The sequence below is a fragment of the Pseudomonas sp. Z003-0.4C(8344-21) genome (assembly GCF_900104975.1).
GTDB lineage: Bacteria > Pseudomonadota > Gammaproteobacteria > Pseudomonadales > Pseudomonadaceae > Aquipseudomonas > Aquipseudomonas granadensis.
The window spans coordinates 211,578-229,433 of sequence record NZ_LT629756.1; the positions used below are offsets into that span (position 1 = coordinate 211,578).

Sequence of the window (17,856 nt, forward strand, 5' to 3'; positions counted from 1 at the left end):
CGCATAAATATTCACTATGGAATGCCGCGATCACATGAAGCGCAAGAACATTCTTTTCATCATGGCCGATCAAATGGCCGCGCCAATGTTGCCGTTCTACGGCCCGTCGCCGATCAAACTGCCGAATTTGTCGCGCCTCGCCGAACAAGGCGTGGTGTTCGATGCCGCGTACTGCAACAGCCCATTGTGTGCACCGTCGCGCTTCACCTTGGTCAGCGGCCAGTTGCCGAGCAAGATCGGCGCTTACGACAACGCTGCCGATTTCCCCGCTGACATCCCGACCTACGCCCACTACCTGCGCCGCCTCGGCTATCGCACCGCTCTGTCGGGCAAGATGCATTTCTGCGGCCCGGATCAATTGCACGGCTATGAAGAACGCCTGACCAGCGATATTTACCCGGCCGATTACGGTTGGGCCGTGAACTGGGACGAGCCAGATGTACGGCCGACCTGGTATCACAATATGTCGTCGGTCCTGCAGGCCGGGCCCTGCGTGCGCACCAACCAGCTCGATTTCGATGAGGAAGTGGTGTTCAAGGCTCAGCAATATCTGTTCGATCACATTCGCGAGGACGGCGAACAGCCGTTCTGCCTGACCGTTTCGATGACTCACCCCCACGACCCGTACACGATTCCCAAGCCTTTCTGGGATTTGTACGACGATGCCGATATCCCGCTGCCCGCGACGCCGGACCAGCACGAACTCGATCCACATTCGCAACGCCTGCTCAAGGTGTACGACCTGTGGGACAAGCCTTTGCCTGTGGACAAGATTCGCGATGCGCGCCGCGCTTACTTCGGTGCGTGCAGCTATATCGATGCCAACGTCGGCAAACTGCTGCAAACCCTCGAAGATACCGGTTTGCTGGATGACACCATCGTGGTGTTCTCCGGCGACCATGGCGACATGCTTGGCGAGAAAGGCCTCTGGTACAAAATGCACTGGTACGAGATGGCTGCCCGTGTGCCGCTGCTGATCAGCGCACCGGGGTTGTTCGATCCCGGCCGGGTCAGCGCCGCGGTGTCGACCGCCGACCTGCTGCCGACGTTTGTCGAACTGGCCGGCGGCACACTCGAACCGGGCCTGCCGCTGGATGGCCGCTCGCTGGTTTCGCACCTGCAACGGCAGGGCGGTCACGATGAAGTGTTCGGCGAATACATGGCCGAAGGCACCGTCAGCCCGTTGATGATGATCCGTCGCGGCGCCTACAAATTCATCTACAGCGAAAGCGACCCTTGCCTACTCTTCGACGTAGACAACGATCCGCGCGAACTGGAAGAACTCAGCCAGTCGCCGGCACATCGTCAACTGTTCGAAGACTTTCTCGCCGAAGCGCGGGCCAAATGGGACATTTCGACGATCCACGGCCAAGTGCTCGCCAGTCAGCGCCGCCGCCGTTTCGTCGCGCAAGCCCTGACCCTCGGCAAGCTGAAGAGCTGGGATCACCAGCCGCTGGTGGACGCCAGTCAGCAGTACATGCGCAACCACATCGACCTCGATGATCTGGAACGCAAAGCACGTTATCCACAACCCTGCCAAAACCAATAATGTAAGGGGAAGTCCATGGGCAAGTTATCCACAGTTGTGACGGTTGGCCTGATCGCATTGAGCAGCGCCTCGGCGTTTGCCGAGCAAAGCTGCGACACGGTGAAAATGGCCGATCCGGGCTGGAGCGACATCGCAGCGACCAACGCCATCACCGGGTTTCTGCTTGACGGCATGGGTTACAAGGCCAAGGTCGACACCCTCGCCGTACCGATCACCTTCGGCGGTCTGAAGGACGGCCAGGTCGATGTGTTCATGGGCAACTGGATGCCGGCTCAGCAGGGCTTCTACGACAAATTCGTCGCCACCGGTGATGTCACGCAACTGGCGAAGAACCTCGAAGGCACCGAGTTCACCCTCGCCGTGCCGGATTACGTGTGGGATGCCGGTGTGCATGATTTTGCTGACCTGAACAAACACGCCGACAAGTTCGACCGCAAGATCTACGGCATCGGCTCCGGTGCGCCGGCAAATATTTCGCTGCAGGAAATCATCAAGAAAAATGACTTCGACATGGGCCAGTGGAAGCTGATCGAGTCCAGCGAACAGGCGATGCTCGCGGAAGTCTCGCGCGCGGTGAAGAAGCAGAAGTTCGTCACCTTCCTCGGCTGGACCCCACACCCGATGAACGTGCAGCTGAAAATGCATTACCTGAAGGGCGGCGAGAAGTACTTCGGCAGCACCGGCAGTGTTTACACGCTGACGCGCAAAGGTTACGCCGAAGCCTGCCCGAATGTGGGCAAGTTGCTGACCAACCTGGCGTTCACTCAAGACATGGAAAACAGCATCATGGCCGAGGTGGTGAACAAGAAGATCAGCAATGCCGAGGCGGCGAAGGCGTGGATCAAGGCCAACCCGGCGGTGCTGGACAAATGGCTGGATGGGGTGAAGACGGCGGATGGCAAGGATGCGTTGGCGGCGGTGAAGGCGAAGCTTTGATCGAGGGGTTGCTGGATCAGTGATCAGCTCGAGATCTTTGCCCCCTCATCGGAACGCCGCCCGCCCAGCCCTCTCCCCCAGGGGGGCGAGGGGGAAAGGGAGCCTATCGTTGTTTGATTCGAGACATGAGTTCGACGCTGATTCCTCAGGTCGATGTAGCCAGTCCAAACACCTCGGTCAGTCCCCTCTCCCTTTGGGAGAGGGCTAGGGTGAGGGCCTTCTCCCTGACACCCTGATAACCTTGAACAAAACCCCAACCGCGAGGACCCATGGCCTTCCCCAGCCGCCACTCTCTCTTCCCTTTCCTCACCTGGCTGCCACGGCAAACCCGCGCCAGCGTCGGACGGGATCTGATCGTCGGGCTCAGCGGGGCGATTCTGGCGTTACCCCAGTCAATTGCCTATGCGCTGATCGCCGGCCTGCCGCCGGAGTACGGTTTGTATGCAGCGATTGTCCCGGTGCTGATTGCCTGTCTGTGGGGTTCGTCCTGGCATCTGATCTGCGGCCCGACCGCAGCGATTTCGATTGTGCTGTTTGCCAGCGTCAGTCCCTTGGCCGTGCCGGCATCGCAGGACTACATTACGCTGATTCTGCTGCTGACCTTGCTCGCCGGAATCTTCCAGTGGCTGCTCGGTCTGTTGCGCTTCGGCGCGCTGGTGAATTTCGTTTCGCATTCAGTCGTGCTGGGTTTCACCCTCGGCGCGGCGGTAGTGATTGCTATCGGCCAGTTGCCCAACCTGCTGGGGCTGGAATTGCCCGCCAATACCACAGCGCTGGCAAGCCTGATGGATCTGCTTGAGCATCTGCGGGCTGTGGATGAACCTTCGCTGGTACTGGGCGTGGCCACGGCGCTGGTCGGCATCGTGCTCAAACGCTGGCTGCCGCGCTGGCCGACGCTGCTGATCACCCTCGTAATGGCCAGTGTGCTGGTCTGGCTGTGGCCGGCGATGTTCGGCCATGTGCATCTGGTCAGCGCCTTCGTCGGGCGTTTGCCGCCGTTCAGTGCCTTGCCACTGGACCTCGATCTGATTTTGCGTCTGCTACCCAGCGCCGTGGCAGTCGGCATGCTTGGCCTGGTCACCAGCCTGTCGATCGCGCGCTCGATTTCCGCGCGGTCGCAACAGTTGCTCGATGCCAACCAGGAAGTCCGTGCACAGGGCTTGTCGAATATCGTCGGCGCGTTTTTTTCTGGCTCGCTGTCCGCCGGCTCGTTTACCCGCTCAGGCCTGAGTTATGAGGCGGGCGCCTGCTCGCCGCTGGCCGGGGTGTTTTCGGCACTGTGGGTGGCATTATTCGCGATCTTTGGCGCCGGGCTGATCGCGCACATTCCGATCCCGGCGATGGCCGGGAGCATTCTGCTGATTGCCTGGGGCCTGATTGACCATCGCGCCATTCGGGCATTGCTGCGGGTCAGCCGCGCCGAATTCGTCGTCATGGCCCTGACCTGCCTCGCCACGTTGCTGCTGGAATTGCAGACCGCCATTTATGCCGGCGTGCTGGCTTCGCTGTTCTTCTACCTCAAGCGCACCTCGCAACCACGCGTGCAACACTGGCGCGACGGCGAAGACGATGTGCTGCGGGTGGGCGGGTCGATCTTTTTCGGCGCCAGCCATTACCTGCAAGTGCGCCTGCAACGCATGCACGGCGAACGGGTAGTGGTCGAAGCGCAGCAGATCAACTTCATCGACTACTCAGGGGTGGAAATGCTGCACCAGGAGGCGCGACGCCTGCTGCGCCAGAACCGCAGCCTGACCTTGCGTGGCGCGCGGCCGCAGGTGGTGGAGGAATTGAGGAAGCTTGAAGGTGCGGAGAAGTGCCCGATCCGCTTTGAAGACTGATCAAACAAACACCGCGTCCCCCTGTAGGAGTGAGCCTGCTCGCGATAGCGATTTTTCAGACACCCATGTATTGACTGATACTCCGCTATCGCGAGCAGGCTCACTCCTACAGAGGTCACTGCGTCAGCTGGCGGCGCAACTCAGCTAAAACCGGCGCCGTGTCCGGGCGCACACCGCGCCACAGGTAAAACGCCTCGGCGGCCTGCTCTGCCAGCATCCCCAGACCATCCATCGACAGCGCGGCGCCATGTTCACTCGCCCAACGGCAGAATGCGGTGGGCTCCTTGCTGTACATCATGTCGTAGCACAGGGTCTTGCCCGGTTCGATGAGGCTCGCGGCAATCGGCGGCACGTCACCGGTGAGGCTGGCCGAGGTGGCGTTGATGATCACGTCGACCGACTCGCGCAACCAGTCGAAACCGCTGGCCGACACCGGGCCCAGATCGCCAAACGATTCGGCCAGCAGCTCGGCCTTGTCCACGGTGCGATTGGCAATGATCAGCGACGCCGGTTTCTCCGCCAGCAGCGGCTCCAGCGCACCGCGCACTGCGCCACCGGCACCCAGCAGCAAGATGCGTTTGCCCGCCAGGCTGAAGCCGGCATTCACCGTCAGATCGCGCACCAGCCCGGCACCATCGGTGTTGTCACCGAGCAGCGTGCCATCGGCCAGTTTGCTCAAGGTATTTACCGCACCGGCGCGTTGCGCTCGGGCGGTCAGGCTATCGGCCAGGCGATAGGCGTCTTCCTTGAATGGCACAGTGATGTTGGCGCCGCGGCCTTCTTGAAAAAACGCCATGGCGCAGCCGACAAAGTCATCGAGTGGGGCCAGCAAGGTGCGGTATTCAAGCTGCTCGCCGGTCTGCTGCGCGAACAGTTGGTGAATCATCGGCGACTTGCTGTGGCCGATCGGGTTGCCGAAAACGACGTAACGATCCATCAAAGGTCCTCAGGCTTCGGCGAGCCAGTCGCGGTCTTGCAGAAAGTACTCGGTCAGGCGCGCTTCTTCGCTGCCAGGCTCGGCCTTCCAGTCGTAAGCCCAGCGCACTTGCGGCGGCAGGGACATCAGAATCGATTCGGTACGCCCACCCGATTGCAGACCGAACAGCGTGCCGCGGTCGTACACCAGATTGAACTCGACGTAGCGGCCACGACGGAATTCCTGGAACTCACGCTGCTGGGCGGTGAACGGATCATTCTTGCGGCGCTGCACGATCGGCAGATACGCCTCGATATAGGCGTCGCCGATTGCGCGCATGAAGGCGAAGCTGGTGTCGAAGTCCCATTCGTTCAGGTCATCGAAAAACAGCCCGCCAATGCCGCGCGGCTCATGACGATGCTTGATATGAAAGTAGGTGTCACACCAGGCCTTGTAACGCGGGTACACGTCAGCACCGAACGGCGCACACGCCTGTTCGGCAACGCGATGCCAATGAATGCAGTCTTGTTCATTGCCGTAATACGGGGTCAGGTCAAAGCCGCCGCCGAACCACCAGACCGGCTCTTCGCCTTCTTTCTCGGCGATAAAAAACCGCACGTTGGCGTGGGAGGTCGGTACGTGCGGGTTGTGCGGGTGGATCACCAGCGATACGCCGAGGGCTTCAAAACCGCGGCCGGCCAGTTCCGGCCGGTGAGCACTGGCCGAGGGTGGCAAACCGCTGCCAAAGACATGGGAAAAATTGACCCCGCCCTTTTCGACCAGCGCGCCGTTCTCCAGCACCCGGGTACGACCGCCACCGCCGGCGGGCCGGGTCCAGGCGTCTTCGACGAAGCGCGTGCCGCCGTCTTCGGTTTCCAGAGCGGCGCAGATGCGGTCTTGCAGGTCGAGCAGATAGGCCTTTACGGCGTCGGTGCGGGTCGTCATGGCTTCACCTTGAATCGGGCGGCGCCCCCGGCAGGCGGGGCGGCGCAAATGGGCGCGTAGCATACCATCGCAGAACGGCGCGCCGCAGTTGACGAAGATCAAGCATGGGAGTTGGATAGGGGGCTTACAAAAAGCCCCAAGGAGAGCAGGCAGATGGCAAAGCGTATCCAGTTCCGCGCCCACGGCGGTCCCGAAGTGCTCGAATATATAGATTACGAACCCGCCGCACCCGGCCCGAATCAGGTACGGGTGGCGAACAAGGCCATCGGCCTGAACTTCATCGATACCTATTTCCGCAGCGGCCTGTATCCGCCGCCGGCGTTGCCGTCCGGACTGGGCGCTGAAGGTGCGGGCATCGTTGATGCAGTGGGCAGCGACGTCACCCGCTTCAAGGTCGGCGATCGCGTGGCCTACGGCACCGGACCGCTCGGCGCCTACAGCGAGTTGCACGTGCTGCCCCAGGACAATCTGGTGCACCTGCCAGAGGACATCAGCTTCGAAACGGCTGCCGGCGTCATGCTCAAAGGCTTGACCGTGCAGTATCTGCTGCGCCAGACCTATGAACTCAAGGGTGGCGAAACCATTCTGTTTCACGCTGCGGCCGGTGGCGTCGGCTCGCTGGCCTGCCAGTGGGCCAAAGCGCTTGGCGTGAAGCTGATCGGTACGGTCAGCTCCAAAGAAAAAGCCGAACTGGCCAAAGCCAATGGCGCCTGGGCAACGATCGATTACAGCCACGAGAACGTTGCCCAGCGCGTGCTGGAATTGACCGACGGCAAAAAAGTCCCGGTGGTTTATGACGGTGTCGGCAAGGACACATGGCTAACGTCCCTCGACAGCGCCGCGCCACGGGGCCTGGTCGTCAGTTTCGGTAACGCTTCCGGCGCGGTGGACGGGGTGAACCTGGGCATACTTTCTGCCAAAGGCTCGCTGTATGTCACCCGGCCGACCCTGGCGACCTACGCCAACAACGCCGAAAACCTGCAGCGCATGGCCGACGAGCTGTTCGAGATGATCAGCAGCGGCAAACTGAAGGTAGACGTCAGCCAGCGTTATCCACTGGCCGAGGCGGCGAAAGCGCAAACCGAACTGTCGGCGCGGCGCACCACCGGCTCCACCGTCCTGCTGCCCTGACAAACCCATCGGCGTCTCGCCAGCCAGGGCTTGGCGCCATGGCTGGCGAGACGTGCGAACCTCTTCAGAAACCTGGCGGATGACACTCCATCGGCTTCTGCACCACATGGCTGACCATAGCCTGATCCGGCTGTTGCACCGCCGCGAGGATCTGCCGCCACTCGGCTGACAACACCCAGTAATCGCCGCGTGCGCGATGGTCGATGTGCAAGGCATTGGAAGCGATCGGCATCAGGCCGAAGCGTTGGTAAAAACGCAGCTGTTGCGACCGGCACAGTGCGGTGACGCCCTGGTAGCCATTCCTGATCGCCCACTCGGCAGCGGCGGCCAACAGACCGTTGACCGCGATGGGCAGTTGATGGGTCGTGTACGAGATCAAACGGCTGAATTCGACATGCCGTGACAGCGCCACCGTGGGCGACACATGTTGTTGCGCCAGCAACGCCCATTCGAACGGTGCCGGAGTGGCACGCAATACCGCCAGCAGTTGATCGTGCCGGTACAGCAGAAAGTGCGTACTGCGCGACTTGATCGCCAGTTGCGTTTCGAGCAGCCGCGCACGTGAGGACAGCATGTAATGCTGCAGCCGCAGCCGAAATTGCCGATCGATGAACCGATCGAAATCCTGAGTATCCGATCCCGCTTCAAGCGTCACGATACGGCAACCTTCGTGATGACTCTTTAACGTCGCTTGAAGCGTTTGCAGGTAATCCGTGAGTTGTAAATCCGTAGTGTCCATTCTTTCTCCGCGTCCTTTACTTATCGAAGTGTTTCGAGTGCAGGGAAAGGATGGTTGCTTTTGGCGATTCCGCCACGCCAGGCGGTCTGATAATCAGGTGGGAAAAGTCAATCAATCCGGGTAGTTGGCGACTTTTCCGACACGATGAGCAGCCCCGTTGCAGGACTAATCGCAGGCATGCGTAGTACTCCTCGTCATCACGCCGAGGAGTACGTACATCTTTTGATGTTTGGAGGCGGATCAGTCGGGACGAATGACCTTGCCGCTCGCCAGGTCGCGGATCACGCTGGGGTTCTTGCGTCCACCCAGTTGCCCGCCGAGCACCAGGTCGATCTGCCCACGGAAATACTGCTCGACCCGTAACCGCGTGCGCGCGGCCGGGCGACCCTGCGGGTTGGCCGACGTGGAAATCAGCGGCCCGACCAGTGAACACAGGTCGCGCACTTGCGGATGATCACTGACCCGCAGCGCCACGGTGTCGTGGATGCCCGTCACCCATTCGGGCAGCAAGCCCTGGTGCGGCACCAGCCAGGTGTTCGGCCCCGGCCAGGTGCTGGCCATGCGGTCGATCCATTCCTGCGGGAAATCTTCGAAGAGGAAGTCGAACTGGCGAATGTTGTCGGCGACCAGAATCAGCCCCTTGACCACCGAGCGATTCTTGATCGCCAGCAGCCGGTCGACCGCCTCTTCGTTCCACGGGTCGCAGCCCAGCCCCCAGACGGCTTCGGTTGGATAGGCAATCACCGCCCCGGCGCGAATCTCTCGCGCGGCTTGTTGCACACGCCAACTGTTGACCATGAAAAAATCTCCGCAATCAGGTTTCGCGCAGTTTACCGATCTTGTTGGTAAAACCTAGCGTGTCCTGGCCAGCCAACGACCGTTTTCGCACACCGCCCGGCCGTCCATTTCCAGTTCGGTCAGCGCCGCCAGTACTTTGGGCAAGGCCCAGCCGCTGCTGCCGGCCAGCGCTTCGCTGGTGTGCGGGGCGGCGTGGAGCAGGGCGAGCAAAGGATGGTCGGCGTTCGCTGAATCAGTGGACGGCGACACATGCTGCCAGCCCCGCAGGGCCTCGAGGATGTGTTCGATGGTTTCGACCAGCACCGCGCCATCGCGGATCAACTGATGACAGCCGCGTGCGCCCGGATGATGAATCGACCCGGGAATCGCATAAACCTCGCGCCCCTGTTCCGCCGCCAGGCGAGCGGTGATCAGCGAGCCACTGGCGACGCTGGCTTCGACCACCAGCACGCCCAGCGACAAACCGCTGATGATCCGGTTGCGCCGCGGAAAGTTGCTCGGGGTCGGCCCGGCGTCCAGCGGAAACTCGGAAAGCACCGCGCTGCCGGACGCCATCATCGCCTCGGCCAGCTGCTGATTGCGCTGTGGATAAAAATTTTCCAGGCCGGTGCCGAGTACCCCGACGGTCAGCCCGCCAACGTCCAGCGCCGCCTGATGGGCAGCCGCATCGATGCCCAGTGCCAGCCCGCTGGTGATGACAAAACCGGCCCCGGCGAGGCTGCGGGAAAACGCTGCGGCGGTGTCCATGCCCGGACGGGAAGCGCGGCGACTTCCGACCATCGCCAGTTGCGGTTTTTCCAGAATCTGCACATCGCCGGCGACGAACAACAAGGGTGGCGGATCCGGAATCTGCGCCAGCAGCGCCGGATAATCCGCCTGGTCCCACATCAGCAAATGCTGGCCCGGCCGCTCTAGCCAGCGCATTGCGTGGCTGGCGCCGTCGCGAACCGTGGGGCAACGCCGCGCCTCGGCGCACGCCGCCGGCAGACCCAGCGAGCGCCAGGCGCTGGCCGGCGCGCTGATGGCTTTGGAGGCCGAGCCGAAGGCCTCCAGCAATTTGGCGAAGCGCTTGGGACCGATATCCGGCATGCGGTGCAGGCGCAGACGCGCTTCCAGTTCTGCCGGGGAAACTGGCGTACAGACAGGGGACATCATGGATCATCCTTGATCGTTATAAGGCCCGAACCTTTCGGAACAAGCTGTGGATAACTCTGTTGGTAACTTGTTGAGCAAGCTACGGATTACGCACCTTGTCGAGCACCGCCAGTGAGCGCGATGCGCTGAGTACCAGGCCATAGCTGAGTTTGTCGTAGGTGCGGAACACCATCAGCAACCCAGCGCGTTCGTCGGGAATTTTCAGCGGCTGGCCGGTGATGCGGTCGCGCACGGTTTCGCCGGTTTTCATCACCACCAGCACATTGCCCTCGGCGAGGCCGTCGCGTTTGCCCTTGTTCAACGTAACCACGTCCATCGCGCCGATCTGCGTCACGCCGCGCGGTACGTCGATGATCACCCCGTTGATGTCGCGGGCGGGGGCGCTGGGCATGAAAGTCGAGTTGATTGAGCGCTCTTCGCCGCTGAACAAACGGTCGCCGAGGCGCACTTCCTGGGTGGTGCGTTGCAGCGCGAGGGTGGCGACGTCACCCTCGGTCGCGACGATTTCGCCGCCGCCGATGTCGTCGGCGTTGATCCCGAGAAACTCCTGGGTCTGCGGGTCGGTGTAGACCTTGCCTTGACGAAAGATGCCGTACACCGGTTGTTCCGGGTCGAAATGGCCACGGGCAAAGATGCGGTCACCGGTGCCACTGAGCACGCGCTCGGCATCGCCGGCGACGATGTACGGTGCCTTGTCGAAATCTTCGGCCTTGTCGACGATGCGGTTGCTCAACAGAAAACTGTTGATGGACTTCAGCGGAATGCTCGGAATCGCCTCGGCCACCGGGCTGGTGCGAATGCGTGGCGAGAGCTTGATGGTGCCGCGCGACTCGCCGCGGTTGACGCTCAGTTGTGGCTGGCCGTTGACGTAGCTGAGCGTCAGCGTGTCGCCGGGATAGATCAGGTTGGGGTTATCGATCTGCGGGTTGGCCCGCCACAGTTGCGGCCATTGCCAGGGCTCGCGCAGGTATTTGCCGGAAATGTCCCAGAGCGTATCCCCTGAAACCACCGTGTATTGCTGTGGAAAACCATCCCTGAGTTGCACTTGCCCTTGCGCAGCGCCGGCCGAAGCCAGAAGCAGCAGGGCGAGTAGTGTTTTCCTCATGCCGTGAATCCCTTTATCATATGCGTTCGCGTGAACCGTCAGAGCCCCCGTGGCTCGCTTGGGCAAACTGCACAAGCTACGCTTCACAACGGTAGCCTGCATCTTCGGACCTGCCAGGCCATCGACCCGACTTTACTCAACGTGTGCAGCAATCAAAGCCTATGGCCATTTTAAACATCCTCGAATTCCCGGACCCGCGTCTGCGCACTATCGCCAAGCCTGTGGCTGTAGTGGACGACGAAGTGCGTCAGTTGGTCGATGACATGTTTGAAACAATGTATGAAGCGCCGGGCATCGGCCTTGCCGCGACCCAGGTCAACGTGCACAAACGCATCGTGGTGATGGACCTCTCCGAAGACCGGACCGAGCCACGGGTGTTCATCAACCCCGAGTTCGAACCGTTGACCGAGGACATGGACCAATACCAGGAAGGCTGCCTCTCGGTACCCGGTTTCTACGAAAACGTCGATCGCCCGCAAAAGGTCAGGATCAAGGCGCTGGACCGCGACGGCAAGCCCTATGAGCTGATCGCCGAAGGCCTGCTTGCAGTGTGCATCCAGCACGAATGCGACCACCTCAACGGCAAATTGTTCGTCGACTACCTGTCCACGCTCAAACGCGACCGGATCAAGAAGAAGCTGGAAAAGCTGCACCGCCAGAACGCTTGATGCCCCTCTTCAAAGGCTTGCTGCGGCAAGCCTTTTTTCATTTTATGAGACGCCCTTCATGACTGAGCCATTGCGCATCGTTTTTGCCGGCACCCCGGAATTCGCCGCCGAACACCTCAAGGCCTTGCTGAACAGCCCGTACGAGATCGTTGCGGTGTACACCCAGCCGGATCGTCCGGCCGGTCGCGGGCAGAAACTGATGCCGAGCCCGGTCAAACAGCTCGCCCTGGAAAACCATATCCGGGTGTTGCAGCCGCCGACCTTGCGCAATGCCGATGCTCAGGCTGAACTGGCTGCGCTGAAGCCGGACCTGATGGTGGTAGTCGCTTACGGCCTGATCCTGCCGCAAGCGGTGCTGGATATTCCGCGTCTGGGCTGCATCAACAGCCACGCCTCGCTGCTGCCACGCTGGCGCGGTGCGGCGCCGATTCAACGTGCCGTGGAACACGGTGATGCAGAAAGCGGCGTGACGGTGATGCGCATGGAAGCCGGGCTCGACACCGGGCCGATGCTGCTCAAGGTCGTCACGCCGATCAGCGCCGAAGACACCGGCGGCACTTTGCATGACCGCCTCGCCGAAATGGGCCCGCCCGCTGTGATCCAGGCCATTGCTGGTCTCGCTGCCGGCACCCTGGAAGGCGAAGTGCAGAACGACGAACTCGCCACCTATGCCCACAAGCTGAACAAGGATGAGGCACGCCTCGACTGGGGCCGTCCGGCGGTTGAACTGGAACGTCTGGTGCGTGCCTTCAATCCATGGCCGATCACCCACAGCACCCTCAACGGTGAAGCGCTGAAAGTGCTGGCGGCGAATCTCGCCGAAGGCAAAGGCGCGCCGGGTGAAATCCTCAGCGCCAGCAAGGACGGTCTGGTCGTTGCCTGCGGCGAACAGGCCCTTTGCCTGACCCGCCTGCAACTGCCCGGCGGCAAAGCGCTGAATTTCAGTGACCTGTTCAACAGCCGTCGCGAGAAATTCGCCGTCGGCACCGTGCTCGGTGCTGCGGTGGACGCACAATGAACCCGCGTCTGGCCGCCGCCAAGGCACTTGCCGCCGTGCTCAGCGGCAAGGCTTCGCTGAACAGTTCGCTGCCCACGCAACTGGACAAGGTCGAGGACCGCGATCGCGGTTTCACTCAGGATCTGGCCTTCGGTACCGCGCGCTGGCAGCCACGCCTGTCGGCATTGGCAGAGAAGCTGTTGCAGAAACCGTTCAAGGCCGCCGACGCCGATGTCGAGGCGTTGCTGCTGGTCGGTCTCTACCAACTGCTTTACACCCGCGTGCCAGCCCATGCCGCCATCGGCGAAACCGTGGGTTGCGCCGACAAGCTGAAAAAGCCCTGGGCCAAAGGCCTGCTCAACGCGGTGCTGCGCAATGCCCAGCGCGAAAGCGAAACGATTTTCGCCGAACTGGAGCGCGACCCGGTGGTGCGCACAGCTCACCCGCGCTGGCTGCAAAAATCCCTCAAGGCGTTCTGGCCTGAGCAATGGGAAGCGATTTGCGCGGCAAACAACGCACATCCGCCGATGATCCTGCGGGTCAACCGCCGTCATCACAGCCGCGATGCCTATCTTGGCCTACTGACTGAGGCCGGGATTGCCGCAACGCCCTGCGTATACAGCCGCGACGGCATCGTCCTCGAAGCCGCCGCTGATGTACGCAGCCTGCCGGGTTTCGCCGAGGGCTGGATCAGCGTGCAGGACGAAGCCGCGCAACTGGCCGCCGACCTGCTCGATCTGGCGCCGGGCCAACGCGTGCTCGACGCCTGCTGCGCGCCCGGCGGCAAGACTTGCCATATTCTCGAAGCCGAACCGGCGCTGGCCGGCGTAGTGGCGGTGGATCTGGAAGCCAAGCGTCTGGTGCGGGTGAAGGAAAACCTTGAACGCCTCGGCCTCAGCGCTGAGCTGATCGCCGCCGATGGCCGCGACACGGCGAAATGGTGGGATGGCAAACCGTTCCAGCGCATTCTGCTCGACGCACCGTGCTCGGCCACCGGGGTGATCCGCCGTCATCCGGACATCAAGCTGACGCGGCAAGCCGACGACATCGCCGCCCTCGCGCAACTGCAAGGCGAACTGCTCGACGCGATGTGGCAAACCCTCGACATCGGCGGCATCCTGCTGTACGCCACCTGCTCGACGCTGCCGACCGAAAATACTGAAGTGATTGCTGCGTTTCTCGAGCGCACGCCCGGAGCCCGGGAGCTGGATCTGGCCATTGCGGCCGGCATCAAACAGCCCCATGGTCGCCAACTGCTGGCCCAGCAAGGCGGGCATGACGGGTTCTACTACGCCAAGCTGATCAAGATCGCTGCCGCGCGCGGCTAAACGGAATCAACGGAGTGACTGGATGAAAATCATCATCCTCGGTGCAGGACAGGTCGGCGGTTCGCTGGCAGAACATCTGGCCAGCGAGGCCAACGACATCACCGTGGTGGACACCGACGGCGAGCGCCTGCGCGACCTCGGCGATCGCCTCGACATCCGCACCGTGCAAGGCCGTGGCTCGCTGCCTTCGGTGCTGCGTCAGGCCGGTGCCGACGACGCCGACATGCTGGTGGCGGTGACCAACAGTGACGAGACCAACATGGTCGCCTGCCAGGTCGCCCACACGCTGTTCCACACCCCGACGAAAATCGCCCGGGTGCGCGAAGCGTCGTATCTCAATCGCGAAGAACAACTGTTCCAGAACGAGGCGATTCCGGTCGACGTGCTGATCAGCCCCGAGCAGGTGGTGACCAACTACATCAAGCGCCTGATCCAGCATCCGGGTGCCTTGCAGGTGATCGACTTTGCCGAAGGCGCAGCGCAACTGGTGGCGGTGCGCGCCTATTACGGCGGACCACTGGTCGGTCAGCAATTGCGCCAATTGCGTGAGCACATGCCGAACGTCGAAACCCGCGTCGCCGCGATTTTCCGCCGTGACCGGCCGATCCTGCCGCAGGGCGACACGGTGATCGAGGCCGACGACGAAGTATTCTTCATCGCCGCCCGTGAGAACATTCGCGCGGTGATGAGCGAAATGCGCCGCCTCGACGAAACCTACAAACGCATCGTCATCGCCGGAGGCGGGCAGATCGGCGAGCGCCTGGCCGAAGCCATCGAAAGCCGTTATCAGGTGAAGATCATCGAGATGAGCCCGGCGCGCTGTCGTTATCTCTCCGACACGCTCGACAGCACCGTGGTGCTGCAGGGCAGCGCTTCGGACCGCGACCTGCTGCTGGAAGAGAACATCGCCGACGCGGATATCTTCCTTGCTCTGACCAACGATGACGAAGCCAACATCATGTCTTCGCTGCTGGCCAAACGGCTCGGCGCGAAAAAAGTCATGACGATCATCAACAACCCGGCCTACGTCGACCTGATCCAGGGTGGCGATATTGACATCGCGATCAGTCCGCAGCTAGCGACCATCGGAACCTTGCTGGCGCACGTGCGCCGTGGCGATATCGTCAGCGTGCACTCATTGCGGCGCGGCGCGGCGGAAGCCATCGAGGCCATCGCCCACGGCGATGCGAAGTCGAGCAAGGTCATCGGTAAACCGATCGAAAAAATCGGCCTGCCACCGGGCACCACCATCGGCGCGGTGATCCGCAATGAACAAGTGATCATTGCCCACGACGACACGGTGATCGAAGCGGGCGACCACGTGATTCTGTTCCTTGTGGATAAAAAGCATATTCGCGATGTGGAGAAGCTGTTTCATGTGGGGTTGAGCTTCTTCTGATCCGGATTATCGGCTGATCAGACTGGCGCCATCGCTAGCAGGCTAGCTTCCACAGGTGAAACGCATTCCAACTGTGGGAGCTAGCTGCTAGCGATGGCGTTCCAGCGTCCACTCATCAATAGCTGACAGTCTCTGAAAAGGAATCCACTGATGCTTGAATCTCTGGAAAAAATGCTCGCCAAGGGTGTGGATAACGCTCTGCTGCGCTTTGGCCTGGGCAAGGGTTATCTGGATATGGGCGAACATACCAAGGCCGCCGAGCATTTTCAGCACTGCGTGGCGTTCGATCCGAAATATTCGGCGGCATGGAAATTATTGGGCAAGGCCCGATTGGCGCTGGGTGATTCTGCTGCCGCGCGGAAAGCCTGGGAACAGGGGCTGGAAGCGGCCAGCGCCCATGGCGACAAGCAGGCCGAAAAGGAAATGTCGGTGTTTCTGAAGAAGCTCGAGCGTCAGGCCCGGTAAATCTTACAAATAGCGCAAGCCGATGCCTTCAGCATCCACCGTGACCACTTCCATACGCACCCGCGGCGCACCTGTGGGTAAGTCCTGCACCTGACCATACACCACCGCCCCTTCGGGCAACGACGCCAGACGCGGATGCTGAACGTAAACGCCGGTGGGCGACAGATTGCGCGTCTGCCCGAGGCATTCGCCCAGGCTGTCGTGGGTGATCTTGATACGAAACGATTTGCGCTGTTCGGACATCTGCTGCGCCCTTGAATGAACGATTGTGGATAACTTCAGTGATTGGTTATCCACAGATCATGCCAATTTCGTCGGTTACTCAGTACCAGCGTGCTTCACCCGGTGGACGCTTTTTGAAGCGCTTCATGCTCCACATGTACTGGCTTGGATACGCCGCAACGTAGCGTTCGACCACTTTGCTCATCGCCGCGCAGGACTCAGCGGTATCGGTGCTGTACATGGCCTCGGGCGCAGCTTCGAGGATCACCTTGTAGCCAGAACCGTCGGGCAGACGCAGGGCATGCAGGAACACGCCGACTGCTTTGCCACCGGCGAGCATGTTCGGCACGAACTTGCTGGTCAGCGCCTGGGTGGCGAAGAACGGCACGAAGATCCCGGCGGATTCGGCCGGTTCCGGGTCGGCAGGAATGCCCACTGCACCACCTTTGCGCACTTCCTTGATGACGCTGAGGATGCCTTCCTTGGTCGATGCGGCCACTTTGTTGCCCAGTTGCACGCGCTGTTTGCGCAGCAGTTCATCCACCGCCTTGAGCTTGGGCGGGCGGTAGAAAATGATCGGTTTGCACTGGCTGCAATAGAAGTGGTTGAGCACTTCCCAGTTACCCAGGTGGCTGGTGATGCCGACCACGCCTTTGCCTGAGGCCAGCGCCTCTTTCAAAACGTCGAGTCCTTCAACTTCACGAACCAGATCGATCGAGCGCTGAGCCGGCCAGATCCACGCGCAGGCACTTTCGGTCAGCGACTTGCCGATGTCCTTCAGGCTCTGACCGACCAGACGCTCGCGTTCGGCCGGGTCCATCTCTGGAAAACATTTGGCGAGGTTGATCCGCACCACGTCGCGGGAACGGTTGGGGGTCTTCCACATGATCCAGCCAATCGCCGAACCCACGGCCTGCACGGCCCGCCATGGCAGCAGGGCAAACAGCCGCAGAGCGCCTACCAGCAAGGCGCCTTTAAACTTTTCCACAGGTCACTCCTGATCTTTGTGCTGTGCGCGAGGCGGGCATTCTACCCGGCGTTGACCAACTGCGCGTAGCGGTCGCAGTCCTGGGTGTGGTCCATGACCATGCCCGAGGCTTGCATCAACGCGTAGCAAATGGTCGGGCCGACGAAGGTGAACCCGGCTTTTTTCAGGGCCTTGCTCATCGCCAGCGCTTCGGGGGCAATCGCCGGGACTTCGCTGCGATCCTTGAAATGATTGACGATCGGCTGACCGCCAACGAACGACCAGAGCAACGCCACCGGGTCTTCCAGCGCCAGCCAGGCCTGCGCGTTACGCCGCGCGGCATTGAGCTTGAGACGATTGCGGATGATCCCCGGATCGAGCATCAGTTCGTCGATTTCGGCGTCGCTCATCTGCGCGACACGCTGCACGTCGAAGCCGAACAGCACCTGGCGATAACGCTCGCGCTTGCGCAACACGGTGATCCACGACAGCCCGGCCTGGAACCCTTCGAGCAAAAGCAACTCGAACAAACCCTGCGCATCGCGTAGCGGCGTGCCCCACTCCTGATCGTGATAAGCCATGTACAGCGGATCTTCGGTACACCAAAAGCAGCGTGGCATAAGGCTCCAGGGGGCGTGCGCAGCAACGAATCGGGTATACTCCCGCTCTTTAAATCGCAGCCCAAGAAACAGGTGAAT

General features: G+C 61.5%; 18 protein-coding genes. 9 read left to right on the forward strand and 9 right to left on the reverse strand.

The features are described 5' to 3' along the window. Nucleotides 1-34 precede the first annotated feature (34 nt). The 3 genes from betC to BLU24_RS00950 all read left to right on the forward strand — a co-directional run bounded on the left by betC (nt 35) and on the right by BLU24_RS00950 (nt 4,323). Complete coding sequence (gene betC / locus BLU24_RS00940; RefSeq protein WP_093096393.1) at nt 35-1,549, forward strand: choline-sulfatase; 1,515 nt, start codon at nt 35-37, stop codon at nt 1,547-1,549. Nucleotides 1,550-1,564: 15 nt separating this feature from the next. Continuing rightward, nucleotides 1,565-2,485 (forward strand): choline ABC transporter substrate-binding protein, encoded by a 921-nt coding sequence (choX, locus tag BLU24_RS00945; RefSeq protein ID WP_090287891.1) that lies wholly within the window; start codon nt 1,565-1,567, stop codon nt 2,483-2,485. A gap of 269 nt (nt 2,486-2,754) precedes the next feature. After that, on the forward strand, nt 2,755-4,323 hold the full coding sequence (locus BLU24_RS00950) for a SulP family inorganic anion transporter (RefSeq protein WP_093096397.1): 1,569 nt from the start codon (nt 2,755-2,757) through the stop codon (nt 4,321-4,323). A gap of 115 nt (nt 4,324-4,438) precedes the next feature. On the opposite strand, the gene aroE is transcribed toward BLU24_RS00950, so the two are convergent. Both aroE and hemF read right to left on the reverse strand, forming a co-directional pair. Beyond that, nucleotides 4,439-5,260, reverse strand: a complete 822-nt coding sequence (aroE, locus tag BLU24_RS00955) for a shikimate dehydrogenase (protein ID WP_093096401.1) — start codon at nt 5,258-5,260, stop codon at nt 4,439-4,441. 9 nt (nt 5,261-5,269) lie between these two features. Then, complete coding sequence (gene hemF, locus BLU24_RS00960; protein WP_093096405.1) at nt 5,270-6,184, reverse strand: oxygen-dependent coproporphyrinogen oxidase; 915 nt, start codon at nt 6,182-6,184, stop codon at nt 5,270-5,272. Between the two features lie 153 nt (nt 6,185-6,337). Between hemF and BLU24_RS00965 the strand changes: the two genes are divergently transcribed. Then, nucleotides 6,338-7,315 carry an NADPH:quinone reductase gene (locus BLU24_RS00965; RefSeq protein ID WP_093096410.1) on the forward strand — a complete coding sequence of 326 codons (978 nt, stop codon included), beginning with the start codon at nt 6,338-6,340 and terminating at the stop codon, nt 7,313-7,315. 64 nt (nt 7,316-7,379) lie between these two features. On the opposite strand, the gene BLU24_RS00970 is transcribed toward BLU24_RS00965, so the two are convergent. The 4 genes from BLU24_RS00970 to BLU24_RS00985 form a co-directional block, all read right to left on the reverse strand. Beyond that, nucleotides 7,380-8,054, reverse strand: coding sequence for a hypothetical protein (locus BLU24_RS00970; RefSeq protein ID WP_093096414.1), 675 nt, complete (start codon nt 8,052-8,054; stop codon nt 7,380-7,382). Nucleotides 8,055-8,294: 240 nt separating this feature from the next. Beyond that, nucleotides 8,295-8,852, reverse strand: coding sequence for an L-threonylcarbamoyladenylate synthase (locus BLU24_RS00975; RefSeq protein WP_090287880.1), 558 nt, complete (start codon nt 8,850-8,852; stop codon nt 8,295-8,297). A gap of 54 nt (nt 8,853-8,906) precedes the next feature. Beyond that, nucleotides 8,907-10,007 carry a DNA-processing protein DprA gene (gene dprA, locus BLU24_RS00980; RefSeq protein ID WP_442965760.1) on the reverse strand — a complete coding sequence of 367 codons (1,101 nt, stop codon included), beginning with the start codon at nt 10,005-10,007 and terminating at the stop codon, nt 8,907-8,909. 79 nt (nt 10,008-10,086) lie between these two features. Beyond that, entirely contained in the window at nt 10,087-11,112 is a 1,026-nt protein-coding gene (locus BLU24_RS00985; protein ID WP_093096418.1) for a LysM peptidoglycan-binding domain-containing protein, read from the reverse strand. A gap of 161 nt (nt 11,113-11,273) precedes the next feature. Between BLU24_RS00985 and def the strand changes: the two genes are divergently transcribed. The 5 genes from def (at nt 11,274) to BLU24_RS01010 (ending at nt 15,969) form a co-directional block, all read left to right on the forward strand. Continuing rightward, nucleotides 11,274-11,780, forward strand: a complete 507-nt coding sequence (def, locus tag BLU24_RS00990) for a peptide deformylase (RefSeq protein WP_090287876.1) — start codon at nt 11,274-11,276, stop codon at nt 11,778-11,780. Between the two features lie 58 nt (nt 11,781-11,838). Then, on the forward strand, nt 11,839-12,798 hold the full coding sequence (fmt, locus tag BLU24_RS00995) for a methionyl-tRNA formyltransferase (RefSeq protein WP_093096423.1): 960 nt from the start codon (nt 11,839-11,841) through the stop codon (nt 12,796-12,798). Continuing rightward, the gene (rsmB, locus tag BLU24_RS01000; RefSeq protein WP_093096430.1) at nt 12,795-14,105 is read left to right on the forward strand and encodes a 16S rRNA (cytosine(967)-C(5))-methyltransferase RsmB; all 1,311 of its coding nucleotides are present in this window, start codon (nt 12,795-12,797) and stop codon (nt 14,103-14,105) included. Before fmt ends, rsmB begins: the two co-directional genes overlap by 4 nt. A 22-nt stretch (nt 14,106-14,127) precedes the next feature. Continuing rightward, the gene (gene trkA / locus BLU24_RS01005) at nt 14,128-15,504 is read left to right on the forward strand and encodes a Trk system potassium transporter TrkA (RefSeq protein ID WP_007911861.1); all 1,377 of its coding nucleotides are present in this window, start codon (nt 14,128-14,130) and stop codon (nt 15,502-15,504) included. 147 nt (nt 15,505-15,651) lie between these two features. Continuing rightward, a complete protein-coding gene (locus tag BLU24_RS01010) occupies nt 15,652-15,969 on the forward strand; it encodes a tetratricopeptide repeat protein (RefSeq protein WP_172833305.1) in 318 nt (105 codons plus the stop codon). 3 nt (nt 15,970-15,972) lie between these two features. Here the strand turns inward: BLU24_RS01010 and BLU24_RS01015 are convergent, their stop codons facing one another. The 3 genes from BLU24_RS01015 to tag form a co-directional block, all read right to left on the reverse strand. Continuing rightward, the gene (locus BLU24_RS01015) at nt 15,973-16,212 is read right to left on the reverse strand and encodes a PilZ domain-containing protein (RefSeq protein ID WP_093096436.1); all 240 of its coding nucleotides are present in this window, start codon (nt 16,210-16,212) and stop codon (nt 15,973-15,975) included. A 79-nt stretch (nt 16,213-16,291) separates the two neighbouring features. Next, entirely contained in the window at nt 16,292-17,179 is an 888-nt protein-coding gene (locus BLU24_RS01020; RefSeq protein WP_093096440.1) for a lysophospholipid acyltransferase, read from the reverse strand. 41 nt (nt 17,180-17,220) lie between these two features. Beyond that, nucleotides 17,221-17,778 (reverse strand): DNA-3-methyladenine glycosylase I, encoded by a 558-nt coding sequence (gene tag / locus BLU24_RS01025; RefSeq protein WP_093096444.1) that lies wholly within the window; start codon nt 17,776-17,778, stop codon nt 17,221-17,223. Nucleotides 17,779-17,856 lie beyond the last annotated feature (78 nt).